Source organism: Bacillus thuringiensis (assembly GCF_022095615.2).
GTDB lineage: Bacteria > Bacillota > Bacilli > Bacillales > Bacillaceae_G > Bacillus_A > Bacillus_A cereus_AG.
Genome location: NZ_CP155559.1, coordinates 1,542,626 through 1,563,248 on the forward strand (window position 1 = coordinate 1,542,626; position 20,623 = coordinate 1,563,248).

Genomic DNA, 20,623 nt, shown 5'->3' on the forward strand with positions numbered 1-20,623 from the left:
CTCTTGATAAAATATAATAAAATAAAGTGAGGCTTTCATTAGCTGGCTACATATAAGAAGTCTTATATAAGGGGAATCTGGTATGAAATATAAAATCCATTGGTTGTATAAAACGAAGCGCGGTTTGCAGACGGAATTAACGACAGGTTATATGAACATAGAAGATGTATTGCAATTTGCAGAGGATTTCGAGAAAACAGGAAGAGTGAAAGAACTATTATTTTATGATGAAATGAATGCAGAATGGTCATTAAAGGAAATGAAAAAGCTAAGTAAGCAAGTGGAGGAAGAGCCCCAAGAAATACTCGTTTATTTTGATGGCGGGTATGATGTTCAGACGAAAGAAGCTGGAGTAGGTATATGTGTATACTATAAAAAGGGAAATACAAAATACCGAATTCGCCGTAATGCATATATTGAAGGTATATATGATAATAATGAAGCAGAATATGCATCATTATTATACGGCATGAATATACTCGAGGAATTAGGGATTAAGTATGAAGCAGTTACACTTCGCGGTGATTCTCAAGTTGTACTGCAGCAATTGGCGGGGGAATGGCCTTGTTATGATGAGCATTTAAATCATTATTTAGACCAAATTGAACAAAAAGCGAAGCAAATGAAATTAAAACTTGTATGTGAGCCGATATCTAGAAAACAAAATAAAGAAGCACATCAATTAGCAACGCAAGCATTAGAAGGAAAAGTCATTGATAGTCATAAAGAAATAACCGAATAGAGAGGTGCAACGGTGGATAAAAAGCAACTCATTACAGAGGTAAATGACTTATTAGAAACATATTGTGAAGGGTGTTTTTTACGAGAACATAATCGAAAGACAAATAGTAAATATTATGCTCATTCTTTTTGTATTAGGCAATGTACAGTTGGAGAAACATTGAAAAAGTATGGAGAACAGTTGTCATGAAAAAACATCCAGAGAAAATTCTCTGGATGTTTTTTAGTGTCTTGCTTCGTTTAGTTGATGCTCGCATTTGCTTAATTTTTTTTCCTCATTCATTAAAAATGGCTCATCTAAATCTGTCGCAACAGATTTCATAATTTCAAGCTGAGAGCGAGCGGCTTCTACGGCAGTAGTCGCATGCTCTAATGTATCTGGATCCATTGAAATTGTCGCTGACCCTACCATTTTTTGTGCTGTTTCTACACGGAATTTCACTTCTTCAAAATCATTTACTTCTGATCCCATTATTACTTCCTCCTTTGTATATTGCGCATTTCACATAGTTTTTGCTCTGTAAAACGGAAATATACAAAGGAATAACAAAGGAGGTTACCAAGTAAGGTAACCTCCTATTATATGTTGGATTAAAGTTTTACTACGTTAGCAGCTTGAGGTCCGCGGTTTCCTTCAGTAATATCGAAAGATACTTCTTGACCTTCTTCTAAAGCTTTATAGCCGTCACCTTGAATAGCAGAGAAATGTACGAATACATCGTCAGCGCCTTCCATTTCGATAAATCCAAAACCTTTTTCGTTGTTAAACCATTTTACTTTTCCTTGCATGTTACAATTCCTCCTAAAAACATTTGCTTTTTTCATTTAGTGAAATTCATTTGAAAGATAATATAAACTAAAAATGCTATAATCTTGAATATTCTGCTAAATGATTAATTTAAATATACATGAATTGGTAGAAATTAGTCAAGTAAGCGATTTTATTTTTTTGTATTTTTAAATAATTTTCCAGCCGAATTTTTAAATAGGTATAGGACAGGCCGAGTATGTAATATTCTTAATTGAATGCTATACATAATGAGGTGAAAGAAAGAATGAATGAGTCTTATTTATTAGATAATGAAGGAATGAGAACGAGAACTGACATACCAAATTGGGTTACAAAAGAATTTCAAAATTTTTCGAGTGTTGTGCTAGAACCAACTTTCCCATGTTATTTCGGCTTAACAGCTTTGAAAAAGAATGAACTTCGTTATTCATTTCTCTCTCATAATGATTGGAGTCATTTGCCACATACAATGTTATCTTTTTTAGAGTTAATGAAAGAGCGCCCAATTGTAAGAAGAGGATTCTTTCTTTTTGTGGAACCGGAATGTGAAGAGCAATCACTGGAATATTATCGTGATTACTTTTGGAAAGTACTACAATATTTACATGAAAACGATGACCAAACATGGCCGAAGCAAATTCCTGAAGACCCAGACCATTACTTATGGGAATTTTCATTTGGTGGTGAACCAATATTCGCATTTGGAAATGCGCCAGCTTATAAACAACGAAAAACTAGGCATTTAGGAAATTCTCTCGTTATTGGGTTTCAACCACGCACCATCTTTGATGGATTAGAAGGGGATCGTCCTAAAGGAGCATATTCAAGACAAACGGTCCGAGATCGAGTTGAAAAGTGGGATCAGCTGCCGAAACATCCTAACATTAGTCATTATGGTGATCCAGATCATCGTGAATGGAAACAATACTTCATAGGAGACGATGTAGAGCCGATAAAAGGAAAATGTCCTTTTCTTCATAAGTTAGAAAAGTAAGAGCCATCATGCGGATGGCTCTTTTGCATATTTTGGATAAAAAAGGGTATTTTAGTAGTAAATATTTTGATGAAAGCTAGTCTATTTTTAATCATTACATCATTACTTAATAGTAAAGGAAGTAGAAAGGATAGAGCGATGTTTGGAGCGATTATACAACAAATTGTATTAGGTATTTCATTAGCTGCACCAGTAGGTCCGATTAATATTGAAATGTTAAAACGAGGAATTGAACGAGGTTTTTGGCATGCGTGGGTTGTTGGAATTGGTGGAATGACTGCAGATATTTTGTTTATGCTTCTCATCTACTTCGGTTTATCTTCTGTGTTTATGTATACATATGTACAAGCTTTTATGTATTGCACAGGTTTTTTCTTATTATTTTATTTAGGATTTCAAAGTGTAAAACAAGGAATTTCCCACTCGAATATGGAATATAAAAAGGAAGAGGTAGGTGGTCTTAAACAATCGTTTATGGCAGGTTTTTTAATTGCGATATCCAATCCATTAAATCTTGTTTTTTGGTTTGGTATATACGGAAGTACACTTAGTTCATTGCTTACGAAGGTAACGAAACAAGAAGCCTTTTTGTACAGTCTGTGTATTATCATTGGCATTATTTTATGGAATTTAAATATTGCTTTTTCTGTCCATTTTGGCAGAACTTTACTAAAGCCAAAAGCACTTGGCTATATAACAGCCGGAGCAGGTATTATTTTAGTAGGATATTCTATCCATTTTGCATACAAAGCTTTACAGTTGTTCACATAAGATTGAAGGGGAGATTTTTATGTATCGAACCACTATTGACGGAAAAGAAATTATTATTACGTTGGCACCAAAAATCCGAAAAGAAATTACTGATAGGAATCCACTATATGAAGCGGTATTTCATAATGCAGCAAGATTACTACAAACAAAGCAACCAACGTTTGCGCTGAATCATGAAATATTTGGGCTCATTATTGGAGAGGTACAAAGAGGAGAAGTAACAGTGTTTGCGGTGGAACATATTATTCCAAAACAAAATATATTTGGATCGAACAATTTTTTCTCGACAATAGAGCAGCAGGCAAATTTGTAAAGTGAATAGAATAAGAATAAAAAATAAAAGAAATAGTCGTAACGATATGTTGCGGCTGTTTTTTTAGAAAAGGGGGAAGGAAGATGAAGAGAGTGGGGAAAGAGTTCTTTTTACAACATGATATCGTTATTATGTATAGTATTTTATTTATTTTCATCATTATTTTAAAAATGCAATTATTCACATGGATTGGTATGTTAGCGTGTTTATTTGGGATTGCTTTTTATACGCTTAACGAATATATGACACATCGATTTTTATTCCATTTAAAGCCACCTAAAAACGTATTTTTATTAAAAATGTTAAGAAGATTACATTATGATCATCATGTATATCCAGATGATTTAAAACTATTGTTTTTGCCTGTATGGTTTAGTATACCTAGCTTTACTATATATTTACTTATAGCATATGGTATAACGAAAAGTGTTACTATTACACTTTCATTCGGAATTGGAATGATTATTATGCTTCTCGTTTATGAATGGAAACATTATATTGCACATAAGCCGATTCGTCCGTTCACTAAGTTTGGACGATGGCTCAAAAAACAGCACATATTACACCATTATAAAAATGAAAAGTTTTGGTTTGGTGTTTCCAATCCAGTATTCGATTTCCTATTTGGAACACTTAAAGACGGAAAAGACGTTGAATTAAGCGAAACAGCACGTAATTTAGAAAAAGAGAAAAAAACAGAAGTGGTGCGATAAGCACTACTTTTTGTTTTGTTTTAACGAGAATAAAAGCTTGATTGGTACGGGTTGAAAAGCAAAAATTTTATGTTGAAAAAGTATATTAAAAACTTGGGGGAAATTGCCGAAAAATGTCTATCGAAAAATCTTTGCAGGAATGTATGGATTGTCTAAAATGAAAATAAGTTTCTGAATATTTATAAAATTTAGTCTTTAGGTATGCAAGGGGGAATTGTATTTCTAGTAAGAGAGGGGAATGGGAATGAAAAGAAATGATACGTCAGCACGTAAGTTACAAAATGAAGTGAATTATACAGAGGTTGTTCAGTCAGAAGAGTTTCAATTGCTATTAAATACGAAAAAGAAGTTTATCGTTCCGATGAGTATTTTCTTTTTAAGCTTTTTTATTGCATTACCTATTTTAACATCGTATTCAAAGGTGCTCAATACATCGGCATTTGGTGATGTTACGTGGGCGTGGGTGTTTGCATTTGCGCAATTTATCATGACGTGGTCATTATGTATGATTTATAGCAAAAAAGCAGAATCCTTTGATAAAATCTCGCGAAAAATTCTACAAGATATGCAAAAAGGGAGGGACTAACTTTGAATGTAACCGCTTTTGCATTATTTTTAATCATTGTTCTTGGTACACTCGTCATAACTTATTTTGCATCGAAGAAAACGAAAAATGCGAGTGAGTTTTATACAGCTGGAGGGGGATTAACTGGTTGGCAAAATGGTCTGGCCATTGCGGGAGATTACATGTCTGCTGCGTCTTTTCTTGGTATAGCCGGAGCGATCGCATTAACTGGGTTTGATGGGTTCTTTTATAGTATCGGTTTTTTAGTTGCTTATTTAGTTGTTCTATACCTTGTTGCAGAACCGCTTAGAAATTTAGGGAAGTATACGTTAGCGGATATGATTGCAGCACGTTTTGATGCGAAAAAAGTTCGCGGCGTTGCAGCACTTAATACGATGACGATTTCGATTTTTTATATGATTGCACAATTAGTTGGTGCGGGTGCACTTATTAAATTATTATTAGGGATCGAATATACGACATCTGTTTTAATCGTTGGTACATTAATGACAGTGTACGTTATTTTTGGCGGAATGACTGCGACGAGCTGGGTGCAAATTGTTAAGGCTGTATTACTTATGGCTGGTACGTTTATTATTTCTGTTATCGTTTTCTCCAAATTTAATTTCAGTGTGACGGAAATGTTCGCTCAAATGAAAACTGCTACTCCATTAAAAGATTCGTTTTTAAATCCAGGAGTAAAGTATAAGGATGGTCTTGATACACTTTCTTTAAATTTAGGACTAGTTCTTGGTACAGCTGGATTACCACATATTCTTGTCCGCTTTTTTACAGTGCGTGATGCAAAAACAGCACGTCAATCTGTTGTATACGCTACGTGGTTAATTGGCGCATTTTATATTATGACAATTTTCTTAGGATTTGGGGCAGCGGCATTTGTAGGGAATGAGGCAATTATGAAAGCAAACCCTGCTGGTAATATGGCAGCACCTTTATTAGCTAAAGCGTTAGGTGGAGATTTCTTATTTGCTTTCGTATCGGCCATTGCCTTTGCAACGATTTTAGCTGTAGTGGCAGGTCTTGTATTAACAGCAGCATCAGCATTTGCACATGATTTTTATAATGAGATTATTCGTAAAGGAAAATCAACGGAAAAAGAGCAAGTGTCAATGGCTCGCTATGCGTCTATTGGAGTAGCGGTATTATCCATTATACTAGCGTTATTTGCTCAAACATTGAACGTAGCATTTTTAGTTTCATTAGCATTTGCAGTTGCAGCGAGTGCAAATCTACCAGTTATATTATTCACAATATATTGGAAGCGCTTCAATACAACAGGTGCCATTTCGGGTATGGTTGTTGGTCTTGTATCAGCAATTGTTCTCGTAGCGTTAAGCCCGAATGTTTGGAACCCTATAGCTGGAAAAGCTATATTTGTTGGAGAAGCGATATTCCCATATACGACACCTGGAATTATTTCAATCCCGCTCGGATTCCTTGCAGCATATTTAGGAACCATTTTATCTAGTAAGAAAGAAGATGCAGCGAAATTTGATGAAATTCTCGTGAAATCTAATACCGGTCATGGCATTAGCGATGCGTCTTCGCATTAAATAAAAGAAGAGCTTTTCGATAGATAAGAAAAGCTCTTTTTTCTTTTGTCATTTTCTTGTAAATATTACTGTATTGTTAGTAGGATTTTGTCTTAATTTTGTGGAATGAAAATAGCAGGGAGAAATTTAAATCATCATGGTACCAGCGCAGCTTTTGTGAAAAATAAGTTGTTATGGAAGGTGGAAGAAATGATGAAAACGAAACAGACTGATGAATTATTAGCAAAAGATGAGCAATATGTTTGGCACGGAATGCGTCCCTTTAGTCCAAATAGTACAATGGTAGGGGCAAAAGCAGAAGGGTGCTGGGTTGAAGATATAGAAGGGAAAAGATATTTAGATGGTATGAGTGGTCTTTGGTGCGTGAATAGTGGATATGGAAGAAAAGAACTCGCAGAGGCGGCATATAAGCAATTACAAACATTATCATACTTTCCGATGTCACAATCGCATGAACCAGCTATAAAGCTTGCAGAAAAATTAAATGAGTGGCTTGGAGGGGAGTATGTTATTTTCTTCTCTAATAGTGGCTCGGAAGCGAACGAAACGGCTTTTAAAATAGCAAGGCAATACTATGCTCAAAAAGGTGAACCGCATCGTTATAAGTTTATGTCACGTTACCGTGGGTATCATGGAAATACAATGGCAACGATGGCAGCGACGGGACAAGCACAGCGTAGATATCAATATGAGCCATTTGCTTCAGGATTTTTACATGTAACGCCGCCAGATTGTTATCGTATGCCTGGAATAGAAAGCGAGAATATTTATGATGTAGAATGTGTAAAAGAAGTAGATCGCGTTATGACATGGGAATTAAGTGAAACGATTGCAGCTTTTATTATGGAACCAATTATTACGGGCGGAGGCATTTTAATGCCGCCACAAGACTATATGAAAGCTATTCATGAAACGTGTCAAAAACACGGTGCACTTCTCATTAGCGATGAAGTGATTTGCGGTTTCGGACGTACAGGAAAAGCATTTGGATTTATGAATTATGACGTTCAGCCAGATATTATTACGATGGCAAAAGGGATTACGAGCGCATATTTACCATTATCAGCGACAGCTGTGAAAAAAGAAATATATGAAGCATTTAAAGGGAAGGGAGAATATGAATTCTTCCGTCATATTAATACATTTGGTGGAAATCCTGCAGCTTGTGCATTAGCGCTTAAAAACTTAGAGATTATGGAAAATGAAAATTTAATTGAGCGATCTGCACAAATGGGCTCGCTTTTATTAGAGCAATTAAAAGAAGAAATTGGAGAGCATCCACTTGTTGGGAATATTAGAGGGAAAGGTCTACTAGTTGGAATTGAACTAGTAAATGATAAAGAGACGAAAGAGCCAATTGATAACGACAAAATTGCAAGTGTTGTAAATGCTTGTAAAGAAAAAGGTTTAATTATTGGACGAAACGGTATGACAACAGCAGGATATAATAACGTCTTAACATTAGCACCACCGCTTGTTATTTCAAGTGAAGAAATTGCTTTTGTTGTTGGAACGTTGAAGACAGCGATGGAACGCATTTAATGAATGAAGCGAGCTGTAGATTACAGCTCGCTTTTGTTTAGTATGACGGGCTTTTATGGAGAAACATGATCTGAGTCAACATTATCACATCGGATATTATGAAGATGGATATGATTTAGAAGTAACGGCGTACAAAAGAATAAATGAACCAGTTTGGGATGCTTATATTCCGCACTATGAGGTAGGCGATTTTTACAAAAAAGTGGAGAAAATGAAACTGGGTGAATATACGGATGATTACGGCATTATGGTGTATTCATTTAGTGATGATATGGATGATGAAGAAGCGCGAATTATGTTTGAAAAATGGTTAAAAAAGAACGGGATTGTTTAAAGATACAATGAAAAAGGAGATTACTATCTTATAAGATAGCAATCTCCTTTTATTATATGAAACTTATTTACTTGCTTTCATTGCTTTATCTTTTGCACCAAAAGTGTATTTTAACATTGGTGGTGTAATCATTGTAGTTAAAATAACGACAATAACGATAGCTGTAAAGTAATCTTGTGCTAGTAGACCTGAAGAAAGTCCTGTTCCAGCGATGATAAGTGCAACTTCACCACGAGAAACCATTCCAGAACCGATAATGGCAGAAGACTTAGCGTCAAATCCAGTCATTCGTGCACCCAATCCACAACCAATTAGTTTCGTTAATACAGCGATTACTGTTAATGCTAGGATGAACCAAATTTGATTGCCAATACCGTCAAATGTAATATTCATACCGATACTTACGAAGAATACGGGAACGAACATAGCGTAAGCGATTGGTTCTACTTTCTTTTCTACTTCATGTTTGTAGTTCGTTTGAGAAATAGCGATACCAGCTGCGAAAGCACCGATAATACCAGCAATTCCTAATAATTCGCCGAAATATGCGAATGAGAAACAGATGATAAGAGCCGCGCTCACGATAGACTCAGATACGCGTAGTGGTGATAACCAGCGCATAATCGCAGGAACACCTTTCCATCCGATTAAAATAATAGAAGCGAAGAATACAACTTTCTTCAAGATAATCATTGTTAAGTTAACATCATCTGTACCTAAGAAGCTCATTGCAAATGCTAATAAAATAACGACAAGGATGTCATCAAATACAGCCGCGCCAAGCATCGTTGTACTTTCACGTGTTTTCATCTTTCCTAAATCGCGAAGTGTTTGTACGGAAATACTAACACTTGTCGCACATAGAAGTAATCCTAAAAATACAGCATTTCCTTGTTCCATTCCGATAACAAGACCAGAAACGTAACCACCTATGAATGGAAGAAGGATACCTCCAAGTGCAACTGCTAAAGAAGAATTACGATTTGCGTTTAATTCCTCTAAGTCTGTTTCAAGTCCTGCCATAAACATTAAAAGAATAACACCGACATTACTTAATTGTGTTAGAAGCTCTGAATTTTCAATCCAACCTAATATAGCTGGACCGATAACGATACCGACAATTAATTTACCTAGTACAGAAGGTTGACCTAATCTAACACTAAGATCACCAGCGAGCTTTGTACTTAATAAAATAAGTGCAATTTGAAAGAAAAATTCGAAATCCATCGGATCCTCTCCTCATCATTTTTATTTTTATCATACGATTTCTCGGAATTTGCCTAATGAAAATATGTAAAACCCATTAAACAAAGGGTCTGATTACAAGTTCTTTTGAACTCGTAATTTGAACCTGTAATTAATATATAATAAAATGTATGAAAAATCAATGAAAAAATAGCAGATTTTCATGATAGGATTCGATTTAGGTATGGAGAGAATCACTATATAATAAGAAGAAATAAGGATATATTTTTTATGAATTGGAGAAGGGTATATGTTATTAAATAAACGTTTTACAATTGGAGAAATGGCAAAAATGCAAAATATAGCGGAATCTACTCTACGCTATTATGATGAAAAGGGGATTTTTCATCCGTCCATTGTGGACCCGAAAACAAATTATCGCTACTATACAATCGATCAATTTTCACTATTAGATACGATTAAATTTTTACGCCAATTAAATATTCCATTAAAGGAAATTAAGAAATATATTGATGAAAGAAATCCAGCATACGCACTCAATTTACTGGAAAAACAACAAGAAATGATGTTGAAAAAACAAAGAGAAATTGAGTATGCTTTGGCGAAAATGGAGCATAGAATTCATTTAATTAAGGAAGCAACAAAAGTAAAAGCTGAACAAATGGTAATTAAAGAGATCCCGCAGCGAAAGATAACAGCCATTGCTGTTGCCCCGAATACGACGGATGATATGTTTGAGTACTATATTCATTCGCTGCAAAAAAATATGAAACAAATGGATGATAGTTTATTTTCTGGAGATATCGGTGTAACGGTGGCAAAAAAAGGATTAATGCAAAATGAGTTTCAAGCGTATAGCAGTGTTTTTATTCTGCTGGATTACATGCCTTTTCAAATGCATAGTTCAGATGAAATTAAAGAAGGTATATTTGCCTGTGTATATCACCATGGACCATATGAAGAAACGGATGAAACATATAAGAAGGTAATGAAATATATTGATCAAGAAGGATACAAAGTAAGTGGAGATGCGATTGAGATTGCATTAATTGATTGGTCTGTAACAGAAAATCCAGAGGAGCAAGTAACAGAAATTCAAATTCCTATCATGAAAAAACAAAGCAATAAGTTGTAGGGCTCGTATCATAACAAATTGGCATCAAACACAATAATTAAGTTACCTATTTTTTAATTCTCTATTGACCTTCAAGTAACTTTAAGGTTTAAACTGTGAACAGAGCATTGAAAAAAGGAGCATTTATATGATGGAAACAACAGAAAAGTTAAGAGAAAAACCGATAAAAAGTTTATTTATTTCATATTTAATACCAGCTGTTCTTGGAATGGTATTAATGTCAGTTAATATTGTGATTGATGCGGTTATGATTAGTAGAGGAGTTGGAGCAAATGGATTAGCAGGAGTAAACGTGGCTATTCCAGCGTTTTCAATTTTCTTCTCTATTTCATTATGGATTGGAATGGGCGGGGCAACGTTATATTCCATTGCACTAGGTGAAAATAAAGTAGAAAGAGCAAGGTCTATTTTTACGCAATCTATGACCGTAGCAGTAATGATCGTAGGTGTGTTAGCAGCGATTTGCTTATGGAGAATAGAAGATATAGCATACTTATTCGGTGCAAACGAAGTGATTTTACCGTATGCGTTAGACTATTTACACGTATTATTAACATTTGGAATGATATACGTTTTAGAAAATATTTTAAGTACATTTATACGAAATGATGGAAATCCTAATTTAGCAATGGCAGGTCTAGTTGTAACGGCTGTATTAAATATAGTGTTTGACTATATCTTTATTTTCATCTTTGGATGGGGCGTAACAGGTGCTGCTTCAGCGACTATTCTTTCAGCAGCGATTGGATTCCTTGTATTATTAACGCACTTCTTTAGAAAAAGTAGTATTTTAAAATGGACGAAATTCCATTTTGAATGGGATACAGTTAAACAAATTATGATCATAGGTTTCCCGAGCTTTACAGCAGAAAGTACAGTAGCGATTGTAACGATTGGTTTTAATATTGCATTCGTTCAATATGCAGGAGAAGTAGGAGTCGCTTCTTATGCGATGGTGAATAGTATTCACGCTATGACATTACTATTATTCTTCGGTGTCGGTGCTGCATTGCAACCAATCGCTAGTTTCCATTACGGTGCAAATTTATCAGAAAGATTGCGTGAAGGATTAAAGTTCGCTGTAAAAATTGCGGTAGTACTTGGTGGTATTGCAATAATTGTCGGATTATTCTTCGGGAAATATATTATTGGTCTATTTGATGTCCAATCTCCAGAGTTATTGGAGTTAACATTAACGGGTATTAGCTTGTTCTTTATCCAATATGTATTTTTAGGCTACAACATTGTGTATGGAGAGTACTTCCAATCAGTGCGACAAACTACAAAATCAGTGCTTATTATAATGAGCCGAGGGTTACTATTTATTATTCCATTATTATGGATTATGCCAAAATTATTTGGGATAAATGGAATTTGGCTTGTTATGCCAGTAGCTGAAGTATTGACAGCAATTATCGTATTTACGATGAATCGTATGAAACATCCTGTTCCATTAAATATGGCGGGAGAGAAAGAAGCAATATAATGAAGAGAATCCCCTTGAACAAGTAAGGGGATTCTTTTATGCTTTTAAACTAATCGCAAAAGATCCATCTGTTTCTTGAACAGACGCGAAAGCAACGTTTTTAATATTTGTAATTCCTTTTTCTTTTAATTCTTTATATAACCATTTTTCGTCCTTATGAATTAACTTTAAGTTATCGTATTGAATTTGCGAATCAACGATAAGGACAATTGGTAATCCGGCATACGTAACATCTATGTTCAAATCTTTTGGAGTTAATGGTACAAGCTCACGCTTAGGTAAAATACTAATGGCTCCATTCGCTTCTAAAATAGCGTATTCAATTTCATGAACACTGGGGTATCCTGCGACGCGAAGGTTAGAAAGTAGTTCAGCAATTGGATATCTACTTTTTTGTAAGTTCTCAAAAATAATGTCACCATGTTTAATTAAAATGATAGGATGTCCGAGAATGAAACGATTTAGTTTGTTTAGTAAGCTTAATTTTGTAAGAAGCAAATGCAAACATGTAATAACGACCATACCGAGAAAGGCTTGCAAAGCACCAGAGACTGGTATGGCCTGAAACGCTAAATAAGATAAAAAGATAATAGCACCAAAATCATGAGGAGTTAGTTGGGCTAAAGCTGATTTACCGAGCATCTTAAGTGATAGTAAAAATAAGATAAAAAAGAACGATACGTTACATAAAAAGAGAAGCAATAGAGACACTCCTTCGTGCAAAGTTGTACTTACTTTTCCCGAAAGGAATATAAATATTACTTCCCAGAGGATAAATTAGGGTGAACTGGAATTTGTCTGTATACAAACAAATAAATGGATATTATCATGAAAGAAGCAAAGAACTTAGGAGAATATGGATATGAAAAAGAAGAAAATAATTAAGTATATGATAGGAATTATAATGGTTTGCGCCGTTTATGCGGGATTTTTACAATATAACATTTATAAGCATGGGCAAATGAATGCCACCTACGATGCGGATTATATAATTGTATTAGGATCGAAAGTCAACGGAACGAAACCATCATACTCATTGCAATATCGTATTGATAAAGCAGCTGAATATTTACAATCACATGAGAAGACAATTGCGATTGTATCTGGAGGGAAAGGAAAAGGGGAAGATATTTCAGAAGCATTAGCAATGAAAAATGGATTAATGAAACTAAAAATTGCAGAAGACCGCATTATAATGGAAGATAAATCAACGAGTACAGATGAGAATATTAAATTCTCAAAACCGTTAATTTCGAGCGATATGAAAAAAGGAATGATCGTAACAAACGATTTCCATATGTTTAGAGCGAAAAAAATAGCAGCAAAACAAGGTTTACAATTAGAAGGCCTTCCGGCTGAAACACCGAAGCGAATTGTCATTCCATCGAATATACGAGAGTATTTAGCCATTACGCAATATTGGTTTATGAATCGAATATAGAGAAAATAATCCCGCCTGGAAATCTAGGCGGGATTATTTTTGATGGAAATCTTACAAATATGTCATGTTTGTGAAAGGTAAAGCGATAGTTTCTACAATGGATTCCTGACATAATGAAGATAACAAAAACTATTTAGAGGTGAATCGGATGAAAGGAAATAATATATTATCTTCACTATGTTACTTTAGTATCTTTTTTGCACCATTTTTACTGCCAATTATCGTGTACTTCGTTGCGGAGGATGAAGTGAAATACCACGCGAAAAAAGCATTTTGGTCACATATTTTCCCGTATGCGATTTTATTTGGTGGCTTAGCAGTATCCGGCATATATGGCTTAAGCTTCAATCAATCTGATGGTGCTGGAATTGGAATGATGATCACGTATGCGGTGTTCATTCTTGTAGGGATTTATTACTTCATTTGGAATATCGTAAAAGGTATTAAAGTTTTGAAAACAGCGTAGTAAAATAAGGAATAATTCGATGTGAGTTCGTCGTTATTTGTCGGTAAGTCGATATCTCTTGTCGAATCGTCGATATATTCGAAAAATCGTTGATATAGTGCAAGGAATCGTTGATATATCTGAAAAATCGCCGATATATTTAAATTATCGCTGATATAATTTCATTTACCGTATTAATAGACGTTTTAAAAAGAGCAATTCAAAAAGAATTGCTCTTTTTGTGCTTATAAGTTGTGAATATTGAAAAAGATATGTTAATTTTTCATTATGAAGAGAAAAAAGGAGTGTTTTTCATGAATGAGATTATACATAAAATGGAGCAACACGTTTCAGTTCGTAAATATAAAGAAGAATCAATTCCGAAAGATGTAGTAGACAGAATGGTACAAGCTGCGCAGCATGCCGCTTCCTCACATTTTGTACAGGCGTATTCAGTTATATATGTAACAGATCAAGACCTAAAGGCTAAACTAGCAGAGTTATCCGGAAATCGTCATGTGAAAAACTGCGCAGCATTCTTTGTTTGTTGTGCAGATTTAAAACGACTTGAAATAGCATGTGAACAGCATAGTACAGAGATAAAACATGAAGGAGTAGAAGACTTTATCGTTGCGACGGTAGATGCTTCACTTTTCGCACAAAACTTAGCGTTAGCAGCAGAATCGTTAGGATACGGCATTTGTTATATTGGTGGTATTCGTAATAATCCGAGAGAAGTAAGTGAATTGCTTCATTTACCAGATAAAGTATATCCTGTATTCGGAATGACAGTTGGTGTACCAGATGAAGAACATGGAGTGAAACCACGTTTACCAGTAGCAGCAATCCTTCATGAAAATGGATATGATGAAAAGAAATATGATGAATTATTAAACGAATACGATGAAACGATGAGTTCGTATTACAAAGAAAGATCATCAAATAAGAAAAACATAACATGGACGGAATCAATGAGTTCGTTTATGGCTAAAGAAAAAAGAATGCATATGCAAGAATTTTTAAGTGAAAAAGGATTTAATAAGAAATGAGTAAAAAGGCAGTCCTGTATGCAGGTCTGCCTTTTTTGGAGGAGAAATATGATTGTCTTCGAATAAGTATAGGGGGAGGAGATAATATGAAAAAAGCATTAATCTTTTTATTTGATGGATTTGCAGAATTTGAAGTGAATATAGCGAGTTTATTTTTAATAAGTAAGGAATTCGAAATAATAACAGCAACAATAGACGGCAAAACAGTTACAGGAGAAGGTGGTTTTTTGTGTCAACCACATGTTTCTATCGAGCTTATTGAAGTAGCGGACTATGAAGTGCTTATCGTACCAGGAGGACATATTTTTGACCATTTAGAAAATGAAAAGTTGTTATCTATCGTGAACGAATTACATAAGCAAAATAAATGGATAGCGGGTATTTGTGCAGGGACATCTTTACTACATGCAGCAGGAGTACTTAATAAGAAGAAATTCTCAACATCATTAACACCAGATGAAAAACAATTAGCGCATTTACATGAATGGGAATATATACAAAATAAAGATATAACCGTTGATGGAAAAATTATAACAGCGGTAGGGTCTGCGTACGTTGAATTTGCTGCTGAAATAATGAAGCAGCTCAATTTATTTAATGAAGCTGAAGTGAAGGAGAACTTGCAATACTTTAAAAATGTAACAGCGGTTTGTGATGAAACGTTAGTTTAAGTGAAGATAAAAAGCGGCATAATAGCCGCTTTTTATCGTTTAGTTAGTATTTTATTTATGATTTTGTATCTCTAAAATATGTTTTTTATTTATGATGTAAAATACTCCACCACACGTAATAATATAAAGCATCTTTTATATTGAAAAACTTACTTATAACAAATGTAAACTTTCAATAAGAAGATACATCCCCGTACAACTCAAAAGGATATATGTAAATATTTTGAAAATCCGTTGATTAAGCCATTTGAAAATAATTTGACCTATATACAAACCTAGAAATACGATTGGAATAGCATAAAAACTGGATTCCCAAATTGTTTTGTTTGTCCCAGTGAAGAGTATTTGAGTTAGTAGACTAATGAAATATATAAACAGATAAAAGGCTAATGTAGTTGCTCGTAACTTCTCCTTTTTCGTATCAGTTCCTGTAAAATAAAGTAACAGGGGAGGACCTGGCATACCGATACTTGTCGTTAAAAGACCAGATAATCCGCCAACTATGAAATCTCTAGATTTTGTTGATTGAATCATAAAGTTGCATATTAGCATCAACGTTAATAGTAAGAGCAGGATGCTAATTGCTAATTTAAATGTGTTGATGTTAATGGAAGTGAAAATGATAATACCAAACGGAACACCAACTATGCTTCCGAAAATTAATCTTTTCAGTAGAATAAAATCAATGTCTGTTCTTATTTTCCAAATGAGTGATATGGAAATAATTAATGATAAAATAATATTTATTTGAATAGCTTCTTGTGGTAGAAATAGCATGAGTAAGAAAGGTGTTGCCATAATAGAAAAGCCAAAACCTGTACTTGTTTGTAAAATAGAAGCTACTAATATAATACATATGAAAGTGAATATAATCTCCAAAATAACCCTCCTACATAATCAAATCCAATACATATTTTAACATAAAGTGAAACTTAAATCAGTGGGGCTTACTGTCCTTTAAAACGGGAAAAAAGCGGCTAAATAGCCGCTTTTTATGATGCATTTAATATTCCAATGATGATCCTGTAGCCTTAAAATATTTTTCTCGTGAAGGCGTCATTACCCGGATTGCTAATAAACAGGAAAGGAGAAGAATGAGTAACGAGCTAATGATTACAGTAATTTGAACGGAAAGAAATTGTGCGGATGCCCCAATTGCTAAAATGAAAAAGATTTGGATGAAATTTTTTATAGAATCAAATACGCTATCAATCCGTCCTATCATGTCTACAGGGATGTTATTTTGATAAAATGTGATAAAGCCAGTACCAGCAAATGATGAAGAAATGCCCAGTAAAATGAAACCGCCTGCCGCGACTATAAATGAATTTGAAAAGGCAAAAATTACATAACCTATTGCTGTAAAAATCATACCGAATCCGATACAATGTTGAATCGGTAATCGTTTAGCAAAGAGAGAAACAAGAAATGAACCGAAAATATATGCAGCACCAGTTATACTAACAAGCATGCTATATTTCATGTCGGATAAAAACAGTACTTGTTTTGTGAATACAACTTCTTGTGAATCGAGCGCCATAGACACAAGCATAGTAGCTTGAAATAAAACGAATATGAGAATGATGTAAGTTTCCGTTCGAGCAAATGAAAAAACTTGTTTCAAATCACTTCGTAATGTTTGTACGAAAGTATTTGCAACTTCTTCGTTTTGCTTTGTTTGTAATGTAATGTTTGGCAAGAAATAAATGAGAATAGTAGAAAGTAGAAAGGAAAGTGAGTTGCAGTAAATTACAAAGGATGCTGAGTACGTGGTGAGAAGTATTCCAGCAAGGGCTGGACCGATAATAAAAGCCCCGCTTGTACAAAAGTTATTCCAAGCATTGAATTGAGCGCGTTCTTCAGCTCGTATGAGCATTGTTCTATAAGAAAATGATGCTGGATCGAAAAATGATGTAGCGATGCGAGTTAAAAAGATAAAAATATAAATGGCCCAAATAGAATCAAATAGTGGAATACAGCCAATGAGAGCTGCCCGAATTATATCTGTGATGAGCATAATAGACCGTTTGTTTAATCGATCTACTATGCTACCAGACCATATTTTTGTAACAACGGTCGCAATTGGACCTACAATCCATAATCCTGCTACAGCAGCAGGGGAGTTTGTGCTATTTAACACCATTACGTTTAGGGCGATGAGATACATAAAATCACCTAAACGAGAAATTCCTGTTCCCGACAATAATAATAATTTATTTTTCATGAGCGGCTGGACCTTTCTTTCATTGTTTTTTTATCCTGCAGGAAATAGCGTATTCCTCTTCGGAGTTTGATTGACGAGCGGTTTTGTTTTCCCAGCGTAATAAAACTTGTGTAACTTCCCAAGTAAGCTGTTGTAATTCCTCTGGAGTTAAAAATAAATGAGATACAATATGACTACCTGTATTCGTTCCTTCTGTGCCGCTTTCTTCAATATAGAAATGAGCAGATTTTGCCTTGTAATATTTTTCAATAATTCCCCGTTTTTCTTTCGTTTCTACTAATTCAAGTAACCCTCCATCATATAAAATTTGAACGTGATAATGTACGCTACCAGCAGATTTATTTAGTTTAGTAGCTACTTGTTTTGCAGTGAGTGCTTCGTCTTTTAAAAGGTGAAGAATTTGAATGCGAGTTGCGTTGGAAATGAGCTTCTGCTGCTCAGCTGAAATAGTAAGTCTATCGTCAAACATTACGACATCTCCTTTCTTACAATCTAAATTTATTGTACATTCTAAAAAATTAGAACGTAAGGAAAATAAATCGCCTTTTTCCTTTAAATTTCGACATAAATAAAAATAGCATGTACATAAACATGCTATTAAATGATAGTGGATTCTTTACTCAGTTTCCCTCGATAGAATAAGTAAAGCCATATAAAACTAACAAAAATACAGCATATAGCCAACAAGGTACCGATAACTTGCGGAGAAAGAACTTCTAGAAGCGCTCCTGTAAAAAACATAGATAACTGAATAAGAGATCCATAAATGGAATAATGGAATGAAAAAACTTTACCCATCATATTTTCCTTCGTGTAAGTTTGAAGTAATGTCGTATCAAGTGGAACGATGATTCCTCCTGCTATGCGCATACAGAGTAATGTAATAATACCGACAATAAGCTGATCGGATAAAATGAATGCGAGAAAGAAAACTCCTTGTAGGAAGTAGGCCCAGCCAAATGCTTTTTTCATTCTTTCTTTATGATGAGATATATAAAGATTAACGAGGAGACTACCCATCATAAGCCCAGCCCCTTGAACCGTATATAAAATTCCGATATTCGTGTGAAAAATTTTTTCGGCATAGATCGTTAGAAGTAGCTGATAAGCACCTCCAATCATGCCCCATGAAATGCCGACAAGAATTAAGGTTAAAATGATTTTTGTTTGTAATATGTATGTATAACCATCTTTTATATTAGTAAAAAATGCTTTTTTTGTGTTACAAGTATCATGAGAAGGGACGCTCATATTATAAATAAAATAGGCTGAAATAAAGTATGACAGGCTATTTACTAAAAAAGCGAACTCAATATGTAAAGATTGTGCAAGGATTCCGCCTAAAGAAGCCCCCATAATAGACATAAAACCATTCATTATACTAGAAAGAGAGTTAGCAGTTACGAAATGATCTTGGTGTACGATATTTTTTAAGGTTGCTTGTTTAGCCGGCTCAAATAAACAAGAAAGTACAGCTAAACATATATTAGAAATGAAAATAATCTCAATTTTATATATTGCAAATAAGTAAGTGAGGACGATTATGCTTCGTAAAATATCGGTAAAAATCAGAATCTTCTTTTTAGAAAAACGATCTACAATCCCGCCTATGAAAGGACTAAGCAGAAGTTGAGGCAATCCTTTACTTATAAAAGTGAGTGCAATCATAAACGGAGATTCCGTTATGCTATAGACGAATGTTACTAAAGCTACAGTATGAAACCAATCTCCAAGTACACTTAACGTTTGACCGTAAAATAGTTTTTTGAAGTTATTATTTGTTTTTAGAAGTGCGGAATAAGAAACTGACATAAAAAGATTAATCCCTATGTAATGATGATGCCTGAACTTGTTTTTTCCACTCGCTTACATACACTTTCTCCGCTGTAGGAAGTCCAACAGGTAATTGTGCAATCAATTCTAAACTATTTCCGTCAGGATCGTTAAAGTATACGGCGGCATGTGCTAATTCTGGAAAAACAATCGGTTCAATTGGTTCCATTCCGAAATCTTTTCGTGCTGAAATGCCTTTTTGATTTAGCCAATGAATCGCATTTTCTAAATCATGTAAGCTTACTTGAAAGGCGATGTGTCGTAAAGAGGGATGATAATTAACTTTGTATTCTGTGCCTTCCCAAAGGCCGAGCCAACTTTCATTTTCTTTAATCCAAAAGAAAGCAATATCATCTCCTCTTTTGTATAATTTCAGTCCAAGTGATTCATAAAAAGGTATTGATATCTCTAGGTTGCGGACAGGTAAATGTGCTTCGTAAAGACCTTTAATCATTGTAATCCTCCTTAGTAAAGTATTTCTTAATTTCATAGTAAACGTTTTTTTATTAGTTGAAATCGCAAAAAAGAGGGATATTCATTCATACGAAAGTATGAAAAAACAGCTCAAATATGAGCTGTTTTCGTATAGTTTTTCGTTCATTTGTTAAGGATAGGATATATTAGTATCCGTATCCGCCGCCACCCCAACAGCTACATCCGATGATGATTAGAAGGATGAATAGTACGATAAGCAAAGCAAATCCACCGCCGAAACCAGCGCAACTTCCACCATAGCTCATATGTTTTCCTCCTTTTGAGTAAGTTAATCTATATAATTCATGGACTACTATATACA

The 20,623-nt window shown here is 34.5% G+C and carries 26 protein-coding genes; 16 read left to right on the forward strand and 10 right to left on the reverse strand.

From position 1 onward, the window contains the following. Positions 1–82: 82 nt before the first annotated feature. Together KZZ19_RS07980 and KZZ19_RS07985 are read left to right on the forward strand one after the other, a co-directional pair. Positions 83–742, forward strand: a complete 660-nt coding sequence (locus KZZ19_RS07980) for a ribonuclease H family protein (RefSeq protein WP_237981896.1) — start codon at positions 83–85, stop codon at positions 740–742. A 12-nt stretch (positions 743–754) separates the two neighbouring features. Further along, a complete protein-coding gene (locus KZZ19_RS07985; RefSeq protein ID WP_000358801.1) occupies positions 755–931 on the forward strand; it encodes a zinc-finger domain-containing protein in 177 nt (58 codons plus the stop codon). Between the two features lie 33 nt (positions 932–964). Here the strand turns inward: KZZ19_RS07985 and KZZ19_RS07990 are convergent, their stop codons facing one another. Further along, entirely contained in the window at positions 965–1,213 is a 249-nt protein-coding gene (locus KZZ19_RS07990) for a DUF2564 family protein (protein ID WP_000534395.1), read from the reverse strand. Positions 1,214–1,332: 119 nt separating this feature from the next. After that, positions 1,333–1,530 (reverse strand): cold shock-like protein CspB, encoded by a 198-nt coding sequence (cspB, locus tag KZZ19_RS07995; protein WP_001161731.1) that lies wholly within the window; start codon positions 1,528–1,530, stop codon positions 1,333–1,335. A 266-nt stretch (positions 1,531–1,796) separates the two neighbouring features. Here cspB and KZZ19_RS08000 point away from each other — a divergent pair, with 266 nt between their 5' ends. From KZZ19_RS08000 to KZZ19_RS08035, 8 genes are all read left to right on the forward strand, one after another. Next, positions 1,797–2,525: a YqcI/YcgG family protein gene (locus KZZ19_RS08000; protein ID WP_001005945.1), complete on the forward strand. Its 729-nt coding sequence runs from the start codon at positions 1,797–1,799 to the stop codon at positions 2,523–2,525. 138 nt (positions 2,526–2,663) lie between these two features. After that, positions 2,664–3,296 (forward strand): LysE family transporter, encoded by a 633-nt coding sequence (locus KZZ19_RS08005; protein ID WP_237981908.1) that lies wholly within the window; start codon positions 2,664–2,666, stop codon positions 3,294–3,296. Between the two features lie 19 nt (positions 3,297–3,315). Further along, entirely contained in the window at positions 3,316–3,609 is a 294-nt protein-coding gene (locus KZZ19_RS08010) for a hypothetical protein (protein WP_000286360.1), read from the forward strand. An 83-nt stretch (positions 3,610–3,692) separates the two neighbouring features. Further along, positions 3,693–4,322, forward strand: coding sequence for a sterol desaturase family protein (locus KZZ19_RS08015; RefSeq protein WP_098343562.1), 630 nt, complete (start codon positions 3,693–3,695; stop codon positions 4,320–4,322). A gap of 244 nt (positions 4,323–4,566) precedes the next feature. Further along, entirely contained in the window at positions 4,567–4,908 is a 342-nt protein-coding gene (locus KZZ19_RS08020) for a DUF485 domain-containing protein (RefSeq protein WP_237981897.1), read from the forward strand. A 2-nt stretch (positions 4,909–4,910) separates the two neighbouring features. Continuing rightward, on the forward strand, positions 4,911–6,461 hold the full coding sequence (locus KZZ19_RS08025; RefSeq protein ID WP_237981898.1) for a solute symporter family protein: 1,551 nt from the start codon (positions 4,911–4,913) through the stop codon (positions 6,459–6,461). A gap of 192 nt (positions 6,462–6,653) precedes the next feature. Next, positions 6,654–8,003, forward strand: coding sequence for an aspartate aminotransferase family protein (locus tag KZZ19_RS08030; protein ID WP_140392407.1), 1,350 nt, complete (start codon positions 6,654–6,656; stop codon positions 8,001–8,003). A 55-nt stretch (positions 8,004–8,058) separates the two neighbouring features. Further along, a complete protein-coding gene (locus KZZ19_RS08035) occupies positions 8,059–8,337 on the forward strand; it encodes a DUF3986 family protein (protein ID WP_098324348.1) in 279 nt (92 codons plus the stop codon). 63 nt (positions 8,338–8,400) lie between these two features. On the opposite strand, the gene KZZ19_RS08040 is transcribed toward KZZ19_RS08035, so the two are convergent. After that, positions 8,401–9,564 carry a cation:proton antiporter gene (locus tag KZZ19_RS08040; RefSeq protein WP_061680520.1) on the reverse strand — a complete coding sequence of 388 codons (1,164 nt, stop codon included), beginning with the start codon at positions 9,562–9,564 and terminating at the stop codon, positions 8,401–8,403. Positions 9,565–9,832: 268 nt separating this feature from the next. On the opposite strand from KZZ19_RS08040, the gene KZZ19_RS08045 reads away from it, so the two are divergent. Continuing rightward, positions 9,833–10,678: a MerR family transcriptional regulator gene (locus KZZ19_RS08045; RefSeq protein WP_237981899.1), complete on the forward strand. Its 846-nt coding sequence runs from the start codon at positions 9,833–9,835 to the stop codon at positions 10,676–10,678. Positions 10,679–10,808: 130 nt separating this feature from the next. After that, positions 10,809–12,164 carry an MATE family efflux transporter gene (locus tag KZZ19_RS08050; protein WP_063263730.1) on the forward strand — a complete coding sequence of 452 codons (1,356 nt, stop codon included), beginning with the start codon at positions 10,809–10,811 and terminating at the stop codon, positions 12,162–12,164. 36 nt (positions 12,165–12,200) lie between these two features. Here KZZ19_RS08050 and KZZ19_RS08055 read toward each other — a convergent pair whose 3' ends face one another. Further along, positions 12,201–12,866 carry a DUF421 domain-containing protein gene (locus KZZ19_RS08055; protein ID WP_237981900.1) on the reverse strand — a complete coding sequence of 222 codons (666 nt, stop codon included), beginning with the start codon at positions 12,864–12,866 and terminating at the stop codon, positions 12,201–12,203. Between the two features lie 160 nt (positions 12,867–13,026). Here KZZ19_RS08055 and KZZ19_RS08060 point away from each other — a divergent pair, with 160 nt between their 5' ends. From KZZ19_RS08060 to KZZ19_RS08075, 4 genes are all read left to right on the forward strand, one after another. Beyond that, positions 13,027–13,605: a YdcF family protein gene (locus KZZ19_RS08060; RefSeq protein WP_097817788.1), complete on the forward strand. Its 579-nt coding sequence runs from the start codon at positions 13,027–13,029 to the stop codon at positions 13,603–13,605. A gap of 148 nt (positions 13,606–13,753) precedes the next feature. Next, on the forward strand, positions 13,754–14,071 hold the full coding sequence (locus KZZ19_RS08065) for a DUF4870 domain-containing protein (protein ID WP_000678044.1): 318 nt from the start codon (positions 13,754–13,756) through the stop codon (positions 14,069–14,071). Between the two features lie 293 nt (positions 14,072–14,364). Further along, positions 14,365–15,099 (forward strand): oxygen-insensitive NADPH nitroreductase, encoded by a 735-nt coding sequence (gene nfsA, locus KZZ19_RS08070; RefSeq protein ID WP_098324350.1) that lies wholly within the window; start codon positions 14,365–14,367, stop codon positions 15,097–15,099. Between the two features lie 86 nt (positions 15,100–15,185). After that, the gene (locus KZZ19_RS08075) at positions 15,186–15,770 is read left to right on the forward strand and encodes a DJ-1/PfpI family protein (protein WP_237981901.1); all 585 of its coding nucleotides are present in this window, start codon (positions 15,186–15,188) and stop codon (positions 15,768–15,770) included. A gap of 153 nt (positions 15,771–15,923) precedes the next feature. Here the strand turns inward: KZZ19_RS08075 and KZZ19_RS08080 are convergent, their stop codons facing one another. The 6 genes from KZZ19_RS08080 to KZZ19_RS08105 all read right to left on the reverse strand — a co-directional run bounded on the left by KZZ19_RS08080 (position 15,924) and on the right by KZZ19_RS08105 (position 20,567). Further along, a complete protein-coding gene (locus KZZ19_RS08080) occupies positions 15,924–16,649 on the reverse strand; it encodes a sulfite exporter TauE/SafE family protein (protein ID WP_237981902.1) in 726 nt (241 codons plus the stop codon). Between the two features lie 124 nt (positions 16,650–16,773). Next, positions 16,774–17,994: an MFS transporter gene (locus KZZ19_RS08085; protein ID WP_097864586.1), complete on the reverse strand. Its 1,221-nt coding sequence runs from the start codon at positions 17,992–17,994 to the stop codon at positions 16,774–16,776. A 19-nt stretch (positions 17,995–18,013) separates the two neighbouring features. Beyond that, positions 18,014–18,463 carry an ArsR/SmtB family transcription factor gene (locus KZZ19_RS08090; RefSeq protein WP_000459092.1) on the reverse strand — a complete coding sequence of 150 codons (450 nt, stop codon included), beginning with the start codon at positions 18,461–18,463 and terminating at the stop codon, positions 18,014–18,016. A 128-nt stretch (positions 18,464–18,591) separates the two neighbouring features. Continuing rightward, positions 18,592–19,806 carry an MFS transporter gene (locus tag KZZ19_RS08095; protein WP_098324352.1) on the reverse strand — a complete coding sequence of 405 codons (1,215 nt, stop codon included), beginning with the start codon at positions 19,804–19,806 and terminating at the stop codon, positions 18,592–18,594. Between the two features lie 7 nt (positions 19,807–19,813). Then, entirely contained in the window at positions 19,814–20,281 is a 468-nt protein-coding gene (locus tag KZZ19_RS08100) for a VOC family protein (RefSeq protein WP_237981903.1), read from the reverse strand. Positions 20,282–20,447: 166 nt separating this feature from the next. After that, on the reverse strand, positions 20,448–20,567 hold the full coding sequence (locus KZZ19_RS08105; protein ID WP_000120179.1) for a YjcZ family sporulation protein: 120 nt from the start codon (positions 20,565–20,567) through the stop codon (positions 20,448–20,450). Between the last annotated feature and the right edge of the window lie 56 nt (positions 20,568–20,623).